Annotated in this window: 13 protein-coding genes; 7 read left to right on the top strand and 6 right to left on the bottom strand. The window is 56.6% G+C overall.

The window, feature by feature from the left end:
• Window positions 1-61 precede the first annotated feature (61 nt).
• The 6 genes from ACW9I6_RS05405 to ACW9I6_RS05430 form a co-directional block, all read right to left on the bottom strand.
• The gene (locus tag ACW9I6_RS05405; RefSeq protein ID WP_457339002.1) at window positions 62-343 is read right to left on the bottom strand and encodes a LysR family transcriptional regulator; all 282 of its coding nucleotides are present in this window, start codon (window positions 341-343) and stop codon (window positions 62-64) included.
• 189 nt (window positions 344-532) lie between these two features.
• Window positions 533-1,963: an efflux transporter outer membrane subunit gene (locus tag ACW9I6_RS05410; protein ID WP_457339003.1), complete on the bottom strand. Its 1,431-nt coding sequence runs from the start codon at window positions 1,961-1,963 to the stop codon at window positions 533-535.
• The gene (locus ACW9I6_RS05415) at window positions 1,960-5,094 is read right to left on the bottom strand and encodes an efflux RND transporter permease subunit (RefSeq protein ID WP_457339004.1); all 3,135 of its coding nucleotides are present in this window, start codon (window positions 5,092-5,094) and stop codon (window positions 1,960-1,962) included. The genes ACW9I6_RS05410 and ACW9I6_RS05415 overlap by 4 nt, the downstream gene beginning before the upstream one ends.
• A gap of 13 nt (window positions 5,095-5,107) precedes the next feature.
• Window positions 5,108-6,241 (bottom strand): efflux RND transporter periplasmic adaptor subunit, encoded by a 1,134-nt coding sequence (locus tag ACW9I6_RS05420; RefSeq protein WP_457339005.1) that lies wholly within the window; start codon window positions 6,239-6,241, stop codon window positions 5,108-5,110.
• A gap of 559 nt (window positions 6,242-6,800) precedes the next feature.
• Window positions 6,801-7,202 (bottom strand): hypothetical protein, encoded by a 402-nt coding sequence (locus ACW9I6_RS05425; RefSeq protein WP_457339006.1) that lies wholly within the window; start codon window positions 7,200-7,202, stop codon window positions 6,801-6,803.
• 107 nt (window positions 7,203-7,309) lie between these two features.
• The gene (locus ACW9I6_RS05430) at window positions 7,310-7,957 is read right to left on the bottom strand and encodes a TetR/AcrR family transcriptional regulator (RefSeq protein ID WP_457339007.1); all 648 of its coding nucleotides are present in this window, start codon (window positions 7,955-7,957) and stop codon (window positions 7,310-7,312) included.
• An 87-nt stretch (window positions 7,958-8,044) separates the two neighbouring features.
• Here ACW9I6_RS05430 and ACW9I6_RS05435 point away from each other — a divergent pair, with 87 nt between their 5' ends.
• The 7 genes from ACW9I6_RS05435 to guaB all read left to right on the top strand — a co-directional run bounded on the left by ACW9I6_RS05435 (window position 8,045) and on the right by guaB (window position 16,827).
• Entirely contained in the window at window positions 8,045-8,467 is a 423-nt protein-coding gene (locus tag ACW9I6_RS05435) for a carboxymuconolactone decarboxylase family protein (protein ID WP_082636662.1), read from the top strand.
• Between the two features lie 11 nt (window positions 8,468-8,478).
• Complete coding sequence (locus ACW9I6_RS05440; protein ID WP_457339008.1) at window positions 8,479-9,687, top strand: MFS transporter; 1,209 nt, start codon at window positions 8,479-8,481, stop codon at window positions 9,685-9,687.
• A gap of 207 nt (window positions 9,688-9,894) precedes the next feature.
• Window positions 9,895-10,641: a FadR/GntR family transcriptional regulator gene (locus tag ACW9I6_RS05445; RefSeq protein WP_457339009.1), complete on the top strand. Its 747-nt coding sequence runs from the start codon at window positions 9,895-9,897 to the stop codon at window positions 10,639-10,641.
• 2 nt (window positions 10,642-10,643) lie between these two features.
• On the top strand, window positions 10,644-11,813 hold the full coding sequence (locus ACW9I6_RS05450) for a siderophore-interacting protein (protein WP_457339010.1): 1,170 nt from the start codon (window positions 10,644-10,646) through the stop codon (window positions 11,811-11,813).
• Window positions 11,814-11,849: 36 nt separating this feature from the next.
• Window positions 11,850-14,054, top strand: coding sequence for a TonB-dependent siderophore receptor (locus ACW9I6_RS05455; RefSeq protein ID WP_457339011.1), 2,205 nt, complete (start codon window positions 11,850-11,852; stop codon window positions 14,052-14,054).
• A 7-nt stretch (window positions 14,055-14,061) separates the two neighbouring features.
• A complete protein-coding gene (locus ACW9I6_RS05460; RefSeq protein ID WP_457339012.1) occupies window positions 14,062-15,306 on the top strand; it encodes a hypothetical protein in 1,245 nt (414 codons plus the stop codon).
• A 60-nt stretch (window positions 15,307-15,366) separates the two neighbouring features.
• On the top strand, window positions 15,367-16,827 hold the full coding sequence (gene guaB, locus ACW9I6_RS05465; protein ID WP_457339013.1) for an IMP dehydrogenase: 1,461 nt from the start codon (window positions 15,367-15,369) through the stop codon (window positions 16,825-16,827).
• The last annotated feature ends 6 nt before the right edge of the window (window positions 16,828-16,833 follow it).

Below are 16,833 nucleotides of genomic sequence, written 5' to 3' on the forward strand. Positions count from 1 at the left end.
ACTTTCTTGCCCAGGCCAAACTGGATCGAATCTGCTCGTTCCGATTCATTTAGGAATAGGCTCAACCTTTCAGGCAAAGCAATGCCTCAATCTTGTTTACCGCTGGAATCAGTTCTGCGATGAGCTGTTCAGCTCGTTCGGTCGGAACAATCCCTCTCCCGCACCGGGTAAATAACGGATCTTCGAATTTACGGCGCAGCCGCATGAGTGACCCACTTACGGCTGGCTGGCCAACGCTTAGCAATTTTGCTGTTCGCGAGACGCTACGTTCGCGATACAGCAGTATGAAGACCACAATCAGGTTCATGTCGAAGTTGGCAAAATTATCTTCGTTGATACTCATAGGGCTTTCCTCCCGAGCGGGGTATCTTCGGCGGCGCAGGGCGTTCTCGCTCCTCGCGTAGATCGCGCTGTTGTTCTCGCCGTGATGCCTGCTGCTTTTTGATTCTTCGGATGACTCTGGTACGGGGCATGAAAAAACGCCTGAATTTCAGCCGATCGCCGTCCCTGGCCAATCTGCTGAGAGCGGGTATTAGCGGTTGGAAGTCGTCACACCGTTTTTGCTCCAGCCACCTCCAAGAGCCTTGTAAAGCTGCACTTGGCTATCGAGTTGCTGCAGACGATCGGTCAGCAATTGCTGGCGAGCCGAGAACAACTCACGCTGGGCGTCGAGCAACGTCAGGTAGTTGTCGACCCCCTCGTCATACCGTTGCTTCGCCATCTCGTAGTACTCCTGACTGGAACGCACCAGATCACGCTGCGCCTGGAGCTGGCCGTCATACGTGCCGAGCGCAGCCAGTCCATCGGCGACTTCTCTGAAAGCGGTCTGGATACTTTTCTCATATTTGGCTACACGGATGTCTTTCTGGATTTGTGCGTAGTCCAGGCTCGCTCGCAGCCGCCCCCCGTTGAAGATCGGAATGTTGATCTGCGGCGAAAAGCTCCAGTTGCCTGATCCGCCTTTGAACAACCCATCAAGTTCTGCACTCGTAGTTCCCGCTGTTGCAGTCAGACGTATGCTTGGGAAGAACGCTGCTCGGGCTGCGCCGATGTTGGCATTGGCTGCCAGCAAGTCGTGCTCGGCTGCGCGGATGTCAGGCCGTTGTTGAAGGAGCGTCGCGGGTAAGCCTGCTGGGATCTCGGCAAGAACGTCTCTGCCCAGCGGCGCATCAGTGACCCAGGAGGGGAGCTGGGCTCCCAGCAGTAATTGCAATGCGTTGGAGTCTTGGGCGACTTGGCGGGTGTACAAAAACATTTGTGCCCTCGCGCCATCCACAAGCGTTCGCGCCTGGCGAACGTCCAGTGCCGATGCCGTGCCCGCCAGATGGCTGGCATCAATCAGCGAAAGGCTGTTGCCATAGCTGTCCAGCGTGGCTTGTGTGACCTTCAGCAAAGCCTGATCTGTTCTCCAGGTGATGTAGGCCGTTGCGACGTCTGCAATCAAGCCAATCTGCACACTGTGTTGGGCTTCTTCTGTTACCAGATAGTTTTCCAGCGCACTGCGCTCAAGGCTGCGAACGCGACCGAAGACATCCAGTTCGTAAGACGTAATCCCGACGTTCAGGCCATATTGGCTCTCGATCCCGGCTTTGCCTGTGGTGGAAAGGTCTGACGGTACGCGTTGCCGGGAGCCGTCAGCATTCACATCCACAGACGGGAATAACTCGGAGCGCTGGATCCTGTACTGAGCACGGTAGGCCTGCACGTTCAGTAAGGCTTGGCGCAGGTCTCTGTTGTTGATCAGCGCGGTCTCGATCAGTTGGCTCATTGCCGGGTCGCGAAAGAATTGCTTCCACCCAGAAACTGCGTTGATCTGCGCGCTGCTCCCCTTGATCTGGTAAGCAGGACCTTGTGGCCATTGATTCTGTACCGGCGCCGCAGGCTGGATGTATTCAGGGATCAGAGAGCATCCCTGAAGCCCGAAGCCAACGATAAGCGCAAAGGTGAAGTGGTTCAGTCTCATGCTTGTTCTCCTTCAACCACTTCGCTTTTGGCCGTTTTGCTGAACAGCTTCATCACCACGACGTAGAACAGCGGGACGAAGAAGATGGCAAGGAAGGTTGCGGCCAGCGTGCCGCCAACGACGCCAGTGCCGATGGAGTGCTGACTGCCGCTGCCGGGCCCATGGGCTCGGGCCAAAGGCAGGACACCCATCACGAAAGCAATTGACGTCATGATGATCGGGCGCAATCGCAGGCGAGCAGCTTCAGTGGCGGCTTGAATCAGCGTGCGCCCTTGATGCTCGTAGAGATCTTTGGCGAACTCAATGATGAGGATCGCGTTTTTGGCGGCGAGGCCCATGGTGGTGAGCATCCCCACCTGGAAGAACACGTCGTTCGATAGGCCGCGCAACAGCGTTGCAGCAACCGCGCCGAGTACGCCCAGCGGCACAACCAACATCACCGAAACGGGCACCGTCCAGCTCTCGTAGAGGGCCGCCAGACACAGGAACACGATGAGAAGTGAGAGCACATAAAGCGCAGGCGCCTGGGAGCCGGCCTGCCGCTCTTCATAGGATAGTCCGGTGTAGGCCATCCCGACGCCGGTAGGCAACTGAGCGGCAACACGCTCGACGGATCGCATGGCATCACCGGTGCTATAACCCGGCGCGGGTTGCCCAAGAATTTCGATCGATGGGATGCCGTTGTAGCGTTCGAGCTTGGGAGAGCCATAGACCCATTTGCCGGTCGCGAACGCCGAGAAGGGAACCATGTTGCCCTTGGCGTTACGCACGTACCATTTGTCGAAATCCTCAGGCGAGAGACGGGAGTCCTCGTTACCTTGAACATAGACTTTCTTCACCCGGTCGCGATCAATGAAGTCATTTACATAGGCGGAGCCCCACGCAACGGACATGGTCTGGTTGATGTCTGCGATCGACACTTCAAGGGCCCGAGCCTTCTCATTGTCGATGATGACCTGGTACTGGGCTTCATCATTCATGCCGTTGGGCCGGGTCATGGCAAGAACAGGGTCTTGCGCAGCGAGTTCGAGAAACTGGTTGCGCGCAGCCATGAGCGCGGTATGTCCAACCCCCGCGTTATCCTGCAGGAACATATCGAAACCTGTGGCGTTACCCATCTCCAAAATAGCCGGGGGAACGACAGCAATGACGTCGCCTTCCTTGATGCTGGCAAATCGTGCCTGAGCGCGTTTTGCGACGGCAAACACCGAGCGCTCAGGATCTCGACGTTCTTCGTACGGGCGCATGTTGACGAAGACCAGCCCGGAGCTCTGCCCGCGTCCAGCGAAGTTGAAGCCATTGATGGTGAACGACGACGCAACGCTGTCCTTCTCATCCTTAGCCAGGTAGTCGCGAACCTCGGTAAGCACTTCTTCATTGCGCTCAGAACTGGCGTTTGCCGGCAACTGAACCTGCACGACGAATACCCCTTGGTCTTCATCCGGAAGGAATGAACTCGGCACTTTGGTGAAGAGCAAAACCACCCCGCCAATCAAGACCAGGTACACGAGCATGAACAGCCCACGCCGGCCAAGCATGGCGCTGACACCCGATTGATAACGTTGCGTGTTTCGCTCGAACGTGCGGTTGAACCAGCCAAAGAATCCTTTCTTCTCACCTGCACCCGCTTTATGAGGCTTGAGCAGTGTTGCGCAGAGTGCCGGGGTAAAGATCAAAGCGATCAGTACCGAGAACCCCATCGCGGAGATGATTGTGATCGCGAACTGGCGGTAGATGATGCCGGCCGATCCCCCAAAGAAAGCCATGGGCAGGAACACCGCCGAGATCACCAGCCCGATACCCACCAATGCGCCGGAAATCTGGTCCATCGACTTGCGCGTCGCCTCCTTGGGCGAAAGATGCTCCTCAACCATCAAGCGCTCAACGTTCTCCACTACAACGATCGCATCGTCCACCAGCAGACCGATCGCAAGTACCATGGCGAACATGGTCATCACGTTTATCGTGAAGCCACAGGCGAATAGAACCCCGAATGTCGCGAGCAGAACGACAGGCACTGCGAGCGTTGGAATCAAGGTGGCACGAAGGTTCTGCAGGAACAGGTACATCACCAGGAAGACCAGAATGATGGCTTCGAACAAGGTGTGAACTACAGATTCAATCGACGCCGCAACTACCGGTGAGGTGTCGTACGGATAGATAACTTCGACGCCTTTGGGCAGGTACGGTTTGATTCGGTCGACTGTCTCGTGAACACGATCAACAGTGTCCAGAAGGTTTGCGCCAGTGGCCAAACGCAGTGCAATACCTGCCGATGGAGCCCCGTCGTACTTATTGAAGATCGAGTAGTTTTCGCTACCCAGCGAGACTTCGGCGACATCCTGTAGGCGCACTTGGGAGCCGTCAGGATTCACCTTCACCAGGATCTGCTTGAACTCATCGGCCGTGCGCATGCGCACCTTGCCGATTACCGTCGCACTCAGTTGCACGCCTTTCTTGGCAGGCAAACCGCCGATCAAGCCGGACGACACCTGAACGTTCTCCGAGCTCACGGCATCGATGATGTCCTGAGGCACTAACTGGTAGCTGTTCAATTTCGCTGGGTCGAGCCAGATACGCATCGAGTTCTGAGCACCCAGCAACAGGAAGTCACCCACACCCTTGGTGCGGGAAATGGGGTCTTGCATGTTCGAAACGATCAAGTTGCCCAGATCGAAGCCGTTGAGGTGACCGTCGGTTGAGACCAAGCCCACGATCAACATGAAGTTGACCTGGTATTTCACCACTCGGATGCCCTGACGCTGGACTTCCTCTGGCAGTGACGGCGTTGCCAGTTGCAGTTTGTTTTGCACCTGGACCTGAGCGATATCGGGGTTTGTTCCCTGATCGAAGGTCACGATGATTTGCATGCTGCCGTCGGTATTGCCGTTGGAGGTGATGTAACGTAAGCCCTCCATGCCATTGAGCTGCTGCTCGATCACCTGAACAACGGTGTCTTGCACGGTCTGCGCAGATGCACCTGGGTAGGTGACGCTGATCTGCACCGCAGGGGGAGCGATGTTGGGGTATTGGTTGATCGGCAGTGAACGGATTGCCAGAGCACCGCCGAGCATGATCACGAGGGCTATCACCCACGCGAAGATCGGTCGATCAATGAAGAAGCGGGACATTCTGAAAGTATCCTTAGTTGGCGGCGGTGCTGAAGGTTTCAACGAGGTTGGTGTCGCTGGCCTCGACCGCTTTCACCTTGCTGCCACTGCGCAGGCGCTGAATGCCTTTCGTAACAACCTTGTCCCCCGGTTCAATGCCATCGCTGACCAGCCAGGTGTTGCCCACCGTGCGGACGGTTTTGAGTTCGCGCAGTTCAACGCTGTCGTCCGAATTGACCACCCAGACATTAGCCATGCCGCGACTGTCAAAGATCACAGCCGCTTGTGGCACCAGTTTCGCTTCTTGCTGGATGCCTTCTTTGAGCTGAGCATGCACAAACATGCCAGGCAACAGTTTGCGGTCAGGGTTGGGGAATTCCGCTCGCAACGTGACTGAGCCAGTGCCCTGGTCGACACTCACTTCTGAAAACTTCAGCGTCCCGGCGACCGCATAGGTGCTTCCGTCATCGAGGGTAAGCGTGACCTGTGCCTGATTCTTGGCTGCCATTTGCAGGTTGCCGGATTCCAATGCCCGCTGCAGGGCCAGGATTCGGGTGATGGGTTGGGTCAGGTCGACATAGATCGGATCAAGCTGGTTAACGGTCGCCAGCTCCTGGGACTGTCCGTTGGTGACCAGCGCACCCTCAGTCACTGCGGAGCGGCCAATCCGTCCGGTGATCGGCGAAAGCACCTTGGTGTATTGCACGTCGATACGTGCAACCTGAACGGCCGCTTGCGCTTGCTTCCACGCAGCCAATGCGTCGTCGTACTGCTGACGACTCACGGCGTTGGTTTTGAGGAGTCGGTCGTAGCGCTCGGCCAGATTCTGGGCGCTGGTCAGATTGGCCTCAGCCCGATTGAGCTGCGCTTTGTAGGTCGCAGGATCGATCTGATAGAGCTGCTGCCCCTTCTTCACTTCGGTGCCTTCGCTAAACAGTCGTTGCTGCACGATCCCACTGACCTGTGGGCGAACTTCTGCCACTCGGTACGCTGACGTGCGGCCGGGAAGGTCGGTGATGAGCATCAATGGCTGTGACTTGATGGTGTATATGCCGACCTCGGTGACCGGATTTTGCGCGACGGGTTGATCACTCTTTTGGCAGCCAGCGAGCAGCAATGCGGTGAGCGGAAGGATGTGCAAGGCACGTGTAGGCCAAAGGCAGTTCACTCGTGTATCTCCTGAAAAGGATATTCAAAACAGAGACTTGGAATCCGTTCGAGAACCGTGCGAATTCAGGTCGACAGGCCAATGGCAGGCATTGACCAAGCAGAGGGTGAAGCGGAACAGAAAATAGATCCTAACATCCCATGTTTATATCGTCGATGAGAAAAATTCTTAACTGGCCTTGTGGATGGTGTGGTTATTTGCGGCTCAGCTCCAGTGGTGGGGCTTGTGAGCCGGATCTTCAGATGAAAATTAAACTAAGTAGATGATTGAAATGGCTAGAAAAAGTGCTGGGGACGCAGAGCTTACTCGCCAAAATCTGGTGGCGGCGGCTCTACTGGGACATGGCGTGAGCAAAGGTGAGCGGGTCGACAATTAAGATGTACAGGTTCCAGCTATATCCTGCAGGTTTGTTTCACCGGTTTGATCGTTGAGTGTTTGCGTCAGGCGCTGAAAAGCACGCACCACTTGAAATCAACCCTGAACGCGCTGTGTGTCATGTTCAAAGGGGCGTTCATTCCGACTTCTAGATTTTGATACATCGATGCGCGCAAGGCTGTGCTCAGGTGATGCGCGATTGGCTATCTGAAATCAGTTCGGCGGTTGCCTGCTCGGCTGCCTCGAATGAGGCCATCGCCGTGTACAACACCTCAAATCCTCTAGATCGCTTCGCCATGTCATCGGCGTTTGCCGCGCGCTCTTCGGATGAGGGAACGATTGCGACCATGGCAGCGCACCGCCCAGGCAGCAGGTGGCGATGCTTCTTGAACCAGATGCCTCGGGTGCGAAAGTCTTCTGAGGTTTCGTTCAGTGCCTCTGGCTCGAACGCCACGACGAACACGCGGTTGCTGTCCAGGAGGGCATCCATCTCTTTGCCCCATTGTTCAGCATATCCGGGCGGACAGCGATCAGAGCGCAACGCTACAAACGGAAATTCAGACACATCGTGCAGGTAGAAATCCATGATATCTCCCGAGGGTTATACCCCTCGTAAAGTCGGCAGTGGATTGATCCTAACATCCTATCTTTATAGAAGTCGATGAGATTTATTCTCAGTTGATGGGTGGGCACTTATTGCAAGTAGTAGCGCAGAAAAATGGCGACAGCCTGATCCACGACCTTGTTGGTATGAGCCACGCTCAGCTCCCGTGGATCACCCATGATCCGGACCCAGAGCACGGTCTCATCGATCATTCCCAAGAACTGCTGCGAGGCTAATTCCGGATCGTCGATGGCCAGCTTGCCACGACGACCGAGCTCCGCGATGTAGTTACGTACTGCGCTGACCGCAGGTGTTTTACCGACTTCAAAAAAGCGGCGAGTCAGTTCGGGAAATCGTGGGCCTTCAGCAACGACCATCCGTAGAAAAGCCACTGCAAGGGGGGGGGCCCAAAACGCTGCGACCCCTCGACCGATGGTCCGCAATCCCGCCTCGGGATTGGCCAATGCCTCCTCGTCGCTCGCAATGTCCATCACTGGGAACGCACGCCACATCCGTTCGGCAACTGCACCAAACAAGGCCTCTTTACCATCCGGGAATCGGTTGTAGAGCGTTTGCCTAGCGACACCAGCAGCTTTGGCAATGAGCTCCATGCTGGTGCCTTCAAAGCCATGCTGAATGAAGATACGACCTGCAGCTGCAAGAATCGCGTCTTGTTTGGATGTGCTGTGCTCGGAAGAAAGCATCTCGTCGAACAGAGAGGGAGAGGTGGAGGACATAGGCAAAAAAATCTCAGAAAGAACGCGCTTGACTAGATTGGACAGTACAGTCTAGTTTTTAAAAGCGCTCAATCAGAGGTTTTACCTATGTCTACTTCCCATGGCAACCCGTCCACTCTTCAGGCTTTGTATGCATTGGGAGCAGAGACGTTTGACTCATCCCTGAGCATCACCGCCGAACAGTTTGTGGCCAATGTCGAACCCCTCGCGCCGGGCTTTGGACGGCTGATTGTGGAGATGGAGTTTGGTGCGATCTACAACCGTCCAGGTCTGGACATCAAGACTCGTGAGCTGATCATCATCGCCTCCTGTGCGGCTCTGGGGGCTACAGGTCTGGGCGCAGTCAAAATGCATATCCCTGCTGCATTGCGTCATGGCGCAACACGTGCGCAGATCGTTGAATCATTAGTCCAGGTGTCGATGGCTGCTGGTCTGCCAACCGCGTTAGGGGCACTGCAAGCGGCCAGTGAAGTGTTTGCCGAGCTTGATGCCAACGCATCGCCTAACTGAGTCTGCGCATCATGTCTGCCTCAATCCCGCTGAAAGACAGTCGCTCCGGCACATTGGCGATGCTGGCATTCGCCTGCGGGGTGATGGTTGCCACTATCTACCTGTGCCAGCCATTGCTAGCAGAGATGGCTCGCTCATTTGGCATCGCGGCGGATCGAGCGGCACTTGTGGCCGTGGCCACGCAGGTGGGCTATACGCTTGGCATTTTGTTTGTGGTGCCGCTCGCCGATGGCAGCGATCCGGTGAAGCTCATACGACGGATGATGATGCTGACCATCGTGGGGCTTATTGCTGCTGCACTGGCACCTGTACTGTCCGCGTTGTTGGTGGCAAGCGTCTCTATCGCGGCCACCTGCGTCGTCGCCCAGATCCTCATTCCGCTGGCTACAACGCTGGCAGCCCCAGAATTTCGCGGGCGAATCGTCAGCAAGCTCAGTACGGGGCTGATTCTAGGCATTCTTCTATCCCGAACGTTCTCGGGGTTGGCGGCTGAATATTTGGGCTCGTGGCGAGCGCCGTTCCTGCTTGAAGCGTTGCTGATTGCCGTACTCTTCTTCGTGCTGCCAAGGTATCTGCCCGCCCGTAGCACTGGTGCGAGGATTGGTTACTGGCACCTCATCAAGTCGCTACCTCCACTGTTGCGTCATCGCGAACTGCAACTGTCCATGGCGTTGAGCCTGTGCTGCTTTGCAGGTTTTTCCGCGCTGTGGGTGACCCTTGCGTTTCACCTTTCCAGCGCATCATTCGGGCTGGGCCTGGCCGCCGCTGGCTTATTCGGTTTATGGGGCGCGCCAGGCGCGCTGCTCGCACCGATAGCAGGCAGGCTCGCCGATCGATGGGGGCCAGGAAGAGTCAATGCCTGCGCATTGGTCTGTATGGCTGCCTGTTTTCTCCTGGCCGCGACACTGGGACGAACATCAGTTATCGCGCTGGTTATCGCGATCAACCTTCTCGATTTCGGCCTGCAAAGTGGCCAGGTGGCTAATCAAGCGCGGATCTTTGGCCTGAGCCCGGAGATACGCGGCCGTTTGAACACCCTGTACATGGGGGTCACATTCGGTGGCGGGGCGATTGGAGCACTGATCGGCGGGTGGGTCTGGTCCGTCGCGGGCTGGATCGGGATCTGCTGGTTGGGTGGCTGTCTGGTTGTCATGGCCGCACTTGTTCTTGGCTGTGCTTCTGTTTTTGCCTGCGCCGCTTCAAAGACGCCAGCGTGTTAAAGCCTGGCCTCATTTTCAATCGGGCGTACCGGCGGGTTTATCAACACTGATGACTCCCGCAGACATTCTGGCGAGACCAGTCATCGTTACCGCAACGCTATTCGTCGGCCAAATCAAATATCTCACTATTTAAGAATACCTCTCATTGTCGAGTTAAACATAGGATGTTAGGATCATCCTCAATTAATCCTGTTCTCGGTGATGATCATGCAAGCGCTTCTTGCCAGTCCAGCAAAAAACCGTCGATGGATCGCGTCCACCATTGACGTGATCCGTAGCTTGATCGCCAATCAGACTTACCGCATTGGTGATCGGTTACCGACCGAAGTCGAGCTGCTTGAGCAAATCGGCGGTAGTCGTCATACCGTCCGCCAAGCACTGCAGACGCTTCTGAACTGGCAGTTCCTGGAGTTCCGCCCGGGCGAAGGGATGTACGTCAGGCAAGCCACTCAATCTGTGGATGAACGGCGCCAGCACAATCGGGCCGGCATCCGTGACCATCTGGAGATGCATTACGTGCTTGAGGTGGAGGCTGCTCGCCTGGCTGCGCGTCGCCGAAATATGGATGACATACGCCGTCTGCGTGAGCGTCTGGGCGCACGTGGTGAATACAGCGCTGATGATGATTTGAACGACTTCATTGCACGTGATCGCGAGCTCCACATGGCGATCGCGATCGCCTCCCATAACCTCGCGCTACAGGCGATGTATCGCTCGTTCAGCGTGTCGATCAGGAGCCATGTCCTGGCCATTTTTGCCGATGGCCAGTTGCTCGATCCGGACCTTGATGCGCACGTAAAAGTGGTGGAGTCGATCATCTACGGCGATGAGCAGGCCTCAGTTGCGGCCGTGAAGGCAATGCTGCTGCCGACCATCGCGCAGCTCAATGATTTTTTGGGCGGCGACAGCTGCGACATTTCCGTGGCAGACCGCCTCGGCTTATTGTGGGTATGACCATGACCAGAATGATCTTTTCCATCAACCAGTGCTCGTCCATTGAACTGCGTTTGCTGAAGGCTCTCAGGGCGCTGAACTGGGAAGGAAACTGGCCTGCCCAGGCTGGCTTTTTCCTTGAAGAAATCGGCTTGAGCTCTGCACAGACATTTGTGTTCGCCGATCTCGTCTCGGTCATTATCAAGGCCGATCCGAATTTCTACCTGCTGGGGCCGATGTCAGCTTATGTCTCGCGAGATGAGTTGAATCTATTGGCAGCGTTGGGCATTGCATCGCGCAAATTCAGCAATACCTCGGATCAGTCTGACCCTCAAATTGCACCGGTGCTAAAAAGCCTGGTGGACAGTTGTGGGACCGCCCTGAGCAAGGCGCGCATTGCGATGAAGACCCGATCACCGCTACAGGCGGGAAGAACGGTTCCGGGCGCCGCGTCTCAAGTCATACCGTTTCAGGACGACAGGACAATGCGCACTGTTAGAGTCGTATCGGTTCATAAACCGACGCCCCAGGTCCGCCGGATCGTTCTGGGTGGGCACTCGCTCAAAACTTTCGAGACTGATCTGCCTGCGCAGTGGGTAAAGATTTTCCTGCCTGACGGGACTGCGCAGCCCATAGGTCGCGCATTTACCATTCATAACTTTGACACGATCAATAAAGAGCTGACCTTCGACATCGCGTTGCATGAAGGCGGGCCAATGTCCGAGTGGGCGTTGACAGCAAAACCAGGCGACGAATTACAACTGGCGGGTCCCCGAGGCGGTTTCAAAGGCGTGACCCCACGATCCTGGCTGTTGATGGCTGCGGATGAAACAGGCTTGCCGGCGATTGCTGCCATCGTTCGTCAGTTGCCAGCGGACCTTGAAGTCCATGTGTTTGCCGAAGTGGCAGATGAGACCGAACGGCAATTTCTTGAGATCCAGCCGAAGGTTCGGGTGCGCTGGATTTACCGAAAAGGCAGCGCAACGCAAGAGCCAGAGACCCTCAGCGAGGTCTTGCGCTACAGCCCGCTTCCAACCACGGGCGGCGACGCCTGGATTGCTGCAGAGGCTTCAGTGATTCGCAGCATCCGTACGCAGTTGTTGCGCGATCGCGGCTTTGAGCTGGGCAGAGTCCAGGCTGCGGGTTATTGGAAGCGTGGCGAGCAGGATCATCGCGACCTGGCTGCCGGTTAATCAACACAACACCCACAACCTCTCGGAAAAAAAGACATGGAAAACCGGTGCACATTCATCGGCGGGGTTTCGTTCGCTCTCGTTTTGGGATTGAGCCCACGCGTGCTCCTGGCAGAGGAGCCCGTCAAAGCCGTGGCGTCTGAGCCAAGTTCGGGTGCGGTGGTCCTCGACGACATTCAGATCGACGCAACCCAGGTCACGCAAGACGATGAAATAGAGGGGGTGGTCGCGCGGCAATCCGCAGCCGGCACAAAGACCGATACTGATATCGTTGAAGTCCCTCAGTCGATATCGGTAGTGGGACGTACCCAGATGGATCAGCAAAAAGCGCAGACCGTTGCTGAGGCCCTCAAGTACACGCCAGGCGTCTTTGCCGATAGCCGTGCAGACGGTTTATTCGATGGCCTGTTCATACGAGGGTTCGGCGGGTTTGGCGGTTTGGCTAATTTTTCAAAGCTGTTGGATGGCCTGCCGCTGCAGTCGGGCCAGTACCTTGCGACTCCCGCTGTCGACTCGTACCTGCTTGATCGCATCGATGTCCTCAAGGGGCCTGCGTCCGTTCTTTATGGGCAGGCAAGTCCGGGTGGTGTCGTCAACATGGTCAGCAAGCGGCCAACCGATACGCCATTGCACAAAGTCGAAGTGCAGACCGGCAGTCGCGGGCGTGAGCAAATCGCTACGGATCATTCTGGCCCGATCGATGATCAAGGCGTCTGGAGTTATCGCATCACGGCCCTGACCAAGAGGGCCGACACTCAGATCAATCACACGCAGGAGCAGCGTATTGCGGTGGCGCCGAGCCTGACGTTGCGGCCGAACGATGACACTTCCCTGACGCTGCTGGCGAGCTACCAGAAAGATCCTTCGAGTTATTACACAGGCTGGGTGCCAGCGCAGGGATCGGTATCGGGCAGCGCCACTGGCAAGATCTCACGGCATTTCAATCCTGGCGAGCCTTCAGTCGATGCCTATGATCGCGAGCAGACGCTGTTCGGATATGAGTTCAGCCACCGCTTTAATGACATGTGGTCGTTCAAGCAGAACACCCGCTACATGGATCTGAACTCGGAATACAAAGGGTTCATGGTCAATTACGTGAATCCCTATTCATCGACCACAGCGGGTGAGCTCAACCGGCTGGCAGACCACAGCATCGAGAAGCAGCAAACCTTCAGTGTGGACAACCAACTGGAGGCGAACGTTGATACCGGACCGTTCCAGCACAAGGTGCTCATCGGCCTTGAGTATGATCGGGCGCAATCCAGCATGCGCTTCGGTCGCTCGTACGACGTGTCGGGTATCAACTATGTGAACCCCGTTTATGCCCACTCGGCGGCATTACCCGCGCTGACTAGTCACACGGTGCAAAAGCCCGAGCAAACGGGGCTCTATCTGCAGGACCAGATCAAATGGGATCAATGGACGTTCCTTGCCGGCTTGCGTCAGGACTGGGCGAAAACACGGACCGAGGACAAAGTTGCCGGTACCAACAGCCACCAATCCGATCAGGCGCTGACCGGACGTGTCGGGGTGGTGCATGCCTTCGACAATGGCATCTCCCCTTATGCCAGCTATTCGAACTCGTTCGAACCGGTGGTCGGCACGGATGCGCAAGGTCAGGCGTTCAAGCCGACCAAGGGCGAGCAATACGAAGTCGGCATCAAATACCAGCCAGTGGGGTGGGACAGTTTCATCACATTGTCGGCCTTCCAGATCAAGCAGGAAAACGTTCGTACCACGGACCCGGGGAATGCCTTTTACTACGTTCAGACCGGTGAGGTTCGTGTACGCGGCGCAGAACTCGAAGGTCGAGCCAACCTGACGGACCAGATCAGCCTGCTGGCGGGCTATTCCATCCTTGACCCTGAGGTCACAAAGGACACAACCAAGTCCAATGAGGGCAATCGTCCGGTCTCGGTGCCGCTGAGTCAGGCTTCTGCCTGGGTTGACTACGCCTTCAGAGGCACCTTTGACGGCCTGACTTCCGGAGTCGGATTGCGCCATATCGGTAAATCCTACGGCGACACAAACAACGATCTCTCCGTAGACGCTTACACGCTTGTGGACGCGGCACTGCGTTATGACTTGAACAAAGCGTCTACAACTTTGAAAGGCTGGTCGGTAGCAGTCAACGTCAACAACCTCAACGACAAACACTACGTCGCATCCTGCTTCTCGGCCGGCGGCTGCTTTTATGGCGCCGAACGCACGACATTGGCCAGTCTGAAATATTCATGGTGATGACGAAATGAATGTCTTGAATCACGCCCAGCCAGATGCGCAGCCACAAGAGCCTCATCGGGCATTCAGGTCGTTCTGGGTGCTGTTTGCGGTCGGCCTGCTTTATGTCTCATTCGGTGTCTGCTTCGGCCTGCTCGAATACGGCGTACCGCCGATTCTGATGTCCCGAGGCGTCGATTTGGCGTCGATGGGGTGGGTTATCGCGCTGTATGTTCCATTCGGTTTGACCTTTCTTTGGGCCCCGTTGATTGATGGGAAACCTTTGCCCTGGCTGAGCTACCGGATCGGCTGGATTGCTCTCTCCCAGTGCATCAGTTCGGCGCTTTTGGTCGTTATTGCATTCGGGGAGGGTTACCCGGCCCACACGTTGTTCGCACTGGGGCTGGCGGTCTGTTTTGCCGTGGCGACGATGGATCTGGCGCTCGATGCGTTGGCTGTGGACATCATTGGCCCCAACCACAGAGCGACGGCGGCGGGCCTGAAAGTGGCTGCCCTGGCATTTGGCGGTCTAATCGGCGGTGGAGTGCTGGTCGGTTCATTTGACCGCCTTGGATGGTCGGGCACCTTCCTGCTAACAGCGGGCTTGCCGATCTTGACGCTGCTCCCCGTGCTAGCCCTGACCCGCGCCGATCACCCGCGTGCCACTAGCCGCGCTCGGCCCAGTCTGTGGATCACATTCAGTCGGCCGGGCGCTTTGCGCCAGATCGTCCTGCTTTCACTTATAACCACCGCCACCATCTCGCTGATCTATTTTCAGCGACCGATCCTTGTCGAGATGGGCGTTGCGCTCAATGATATCGGCTGGGGGCTAGGAACGCTCGCGCCGATTGCCAACACCTTGGCGGCGCTTGTCGTCGCGCCGTTTCTGTCGCGAATGGCCCCGGTCAAATCACTGTTGCTGCTGGTTGCTGTTTCGTCGCTGGCAGCGGCTGGAACGGTGATCAGCATTGCTGACAACTCACCTTCGGCAGTGATGCACTGGGCGCTCCTGCAGGGAATGGCCAGCAGCGCAATGTCGGTGATCATCTACGCCCTGATCCTCAAGTGGTCCAGCAAGACCCAATCTGCAACCGACTATGCCGTGTTGTGCGGTAGCAGCCGCTTACTCACAACGGTGACGCTGATGGCTGTGCCTGCGGCTATCACGTATTTGAGCTGGTCGGTGTTTTACGCGCTGTGCGTCGGCGTTTTGCTGGTGCTGTCCTTCCTGATTCGCCGTGAAGTCGCGTCACTGGGTGAGGTCAGACCGTGACCAAATGATTTATCCCCATTCCATTTCTATTGGTCGTTGACCGAGCTGAGAGGCTGAACCATGAAAATCAAACAAGACGTCCTGGCATTCGATGACGTGCTGCTGGTACCGGGCTATTCGGAGATTCTTCCGAAGGACACCAATCTGACCAGCCGGCTGACGCGTACGATCAGCCTGAACATCCCATTGACTGCGGCCGCCATGGACACGGTGACAGAGTCGCGCCTTGCGATTGGTCTCGCCCAAGAAGGCGGTATGGGCTTCATTCACAAAAATATGAGTGTTGCGATGCAGGCCCTGGAAGTTGCCAAGGTCAAACGCTATGAGTCTGGCGTTGTTCGTGATCCCCTCACTGTTGCGGCTGACCAGGCCATTCGGACGGTTATCGCGTTAGCAGCCGACTATCAAATTTCGGGTTTTCCGGTGGTCGATCAGAATCATCAGCTGGTAGGTGTGGTCACCAACAGAGACCTGCGGTTTGCCTCCGAAATTGATGGTCCGGTGTCATCGATCATGACCCCGAAGAGCAGGCTTGTGACGGTGACCGATGGGACCAGTGTCGCAATTGCCAAGGCGCTCATGCATCAGCATCGTCTGGAGCGGGTTCTTGTCGTGGATGACAATTACAAGCTGACCGGGCTGATTACGGTGAAAGACATCTTGAAGTCGACTGAGCACCCGATGGCATGTCGAGACGCTTTTGGCCGTTTGCGCGTTGGGGCAGCTGTGGGTGTGGGCGCGGACACTGACGAGCGTGTCGATGCTCTGATCAAGGCAGGTGCGGATGCCATCGTAGTCGATACCGCCCATGGGCATTCCAAAGGTGTGATCGAGCGCGTACGTTGGATCAAGACTCACTATCCCGATGCACAGGTCATTGCGGGAAACATTGCCACACCAGAAGCCGCGCTCGCCTTGATTGAGGCTGGAGCGGATGCTGTGAAGGTCGGAATCGGCCCGGGCTCCATCTGCACCACACGCGTGGTCACCGGCGTGGGTGTATTGCAGATTTCGGCGGTCGCCAATATCGCCGAAGCCTTGGTCGGCTCAGGTGTGCCCCTCATCGCTGACGGGGGCATTCGTTTCTCGGGTGATATAGCCAAAGCACTGGCCGCTGGTGCTCATACGGTAATGCTCGGCGGACTGTTCGCTGGCACGGAAGAAGCGCCTGGGGAGACCGAGTTGTTCCAGGGGCGCAGTTACAAAAGTTATCGAGGCATGGGATCGCTTGGCGCGATGCAGCAAGGCTCCAAGGATCGCTACTTCCAGGACAGCACTCAGAACGTAGATAAATTGGTGCCCGAAGGTATCGAAGGCCGCGTGCCATACAAGGGGGCACTTTCGGCCATTGTTCATCAGTTGCTTGGCGGGTTGCGCTCATCAATGGGCTACACCGGTTGCGCATCGATTGCGCAGTTGCACGAAAAGGCCGAGTTCGTGCGCATCACCGGTGCCGGGTTGCAGGAATCGCACGTCCATGACGTGCAGATCACCAAGCAGGCACCTAACTACCTCGGGTGATGAAAC

This window comes from Pseudomonas sp. SDO5522_S412 (assembly GCF_054071215.1).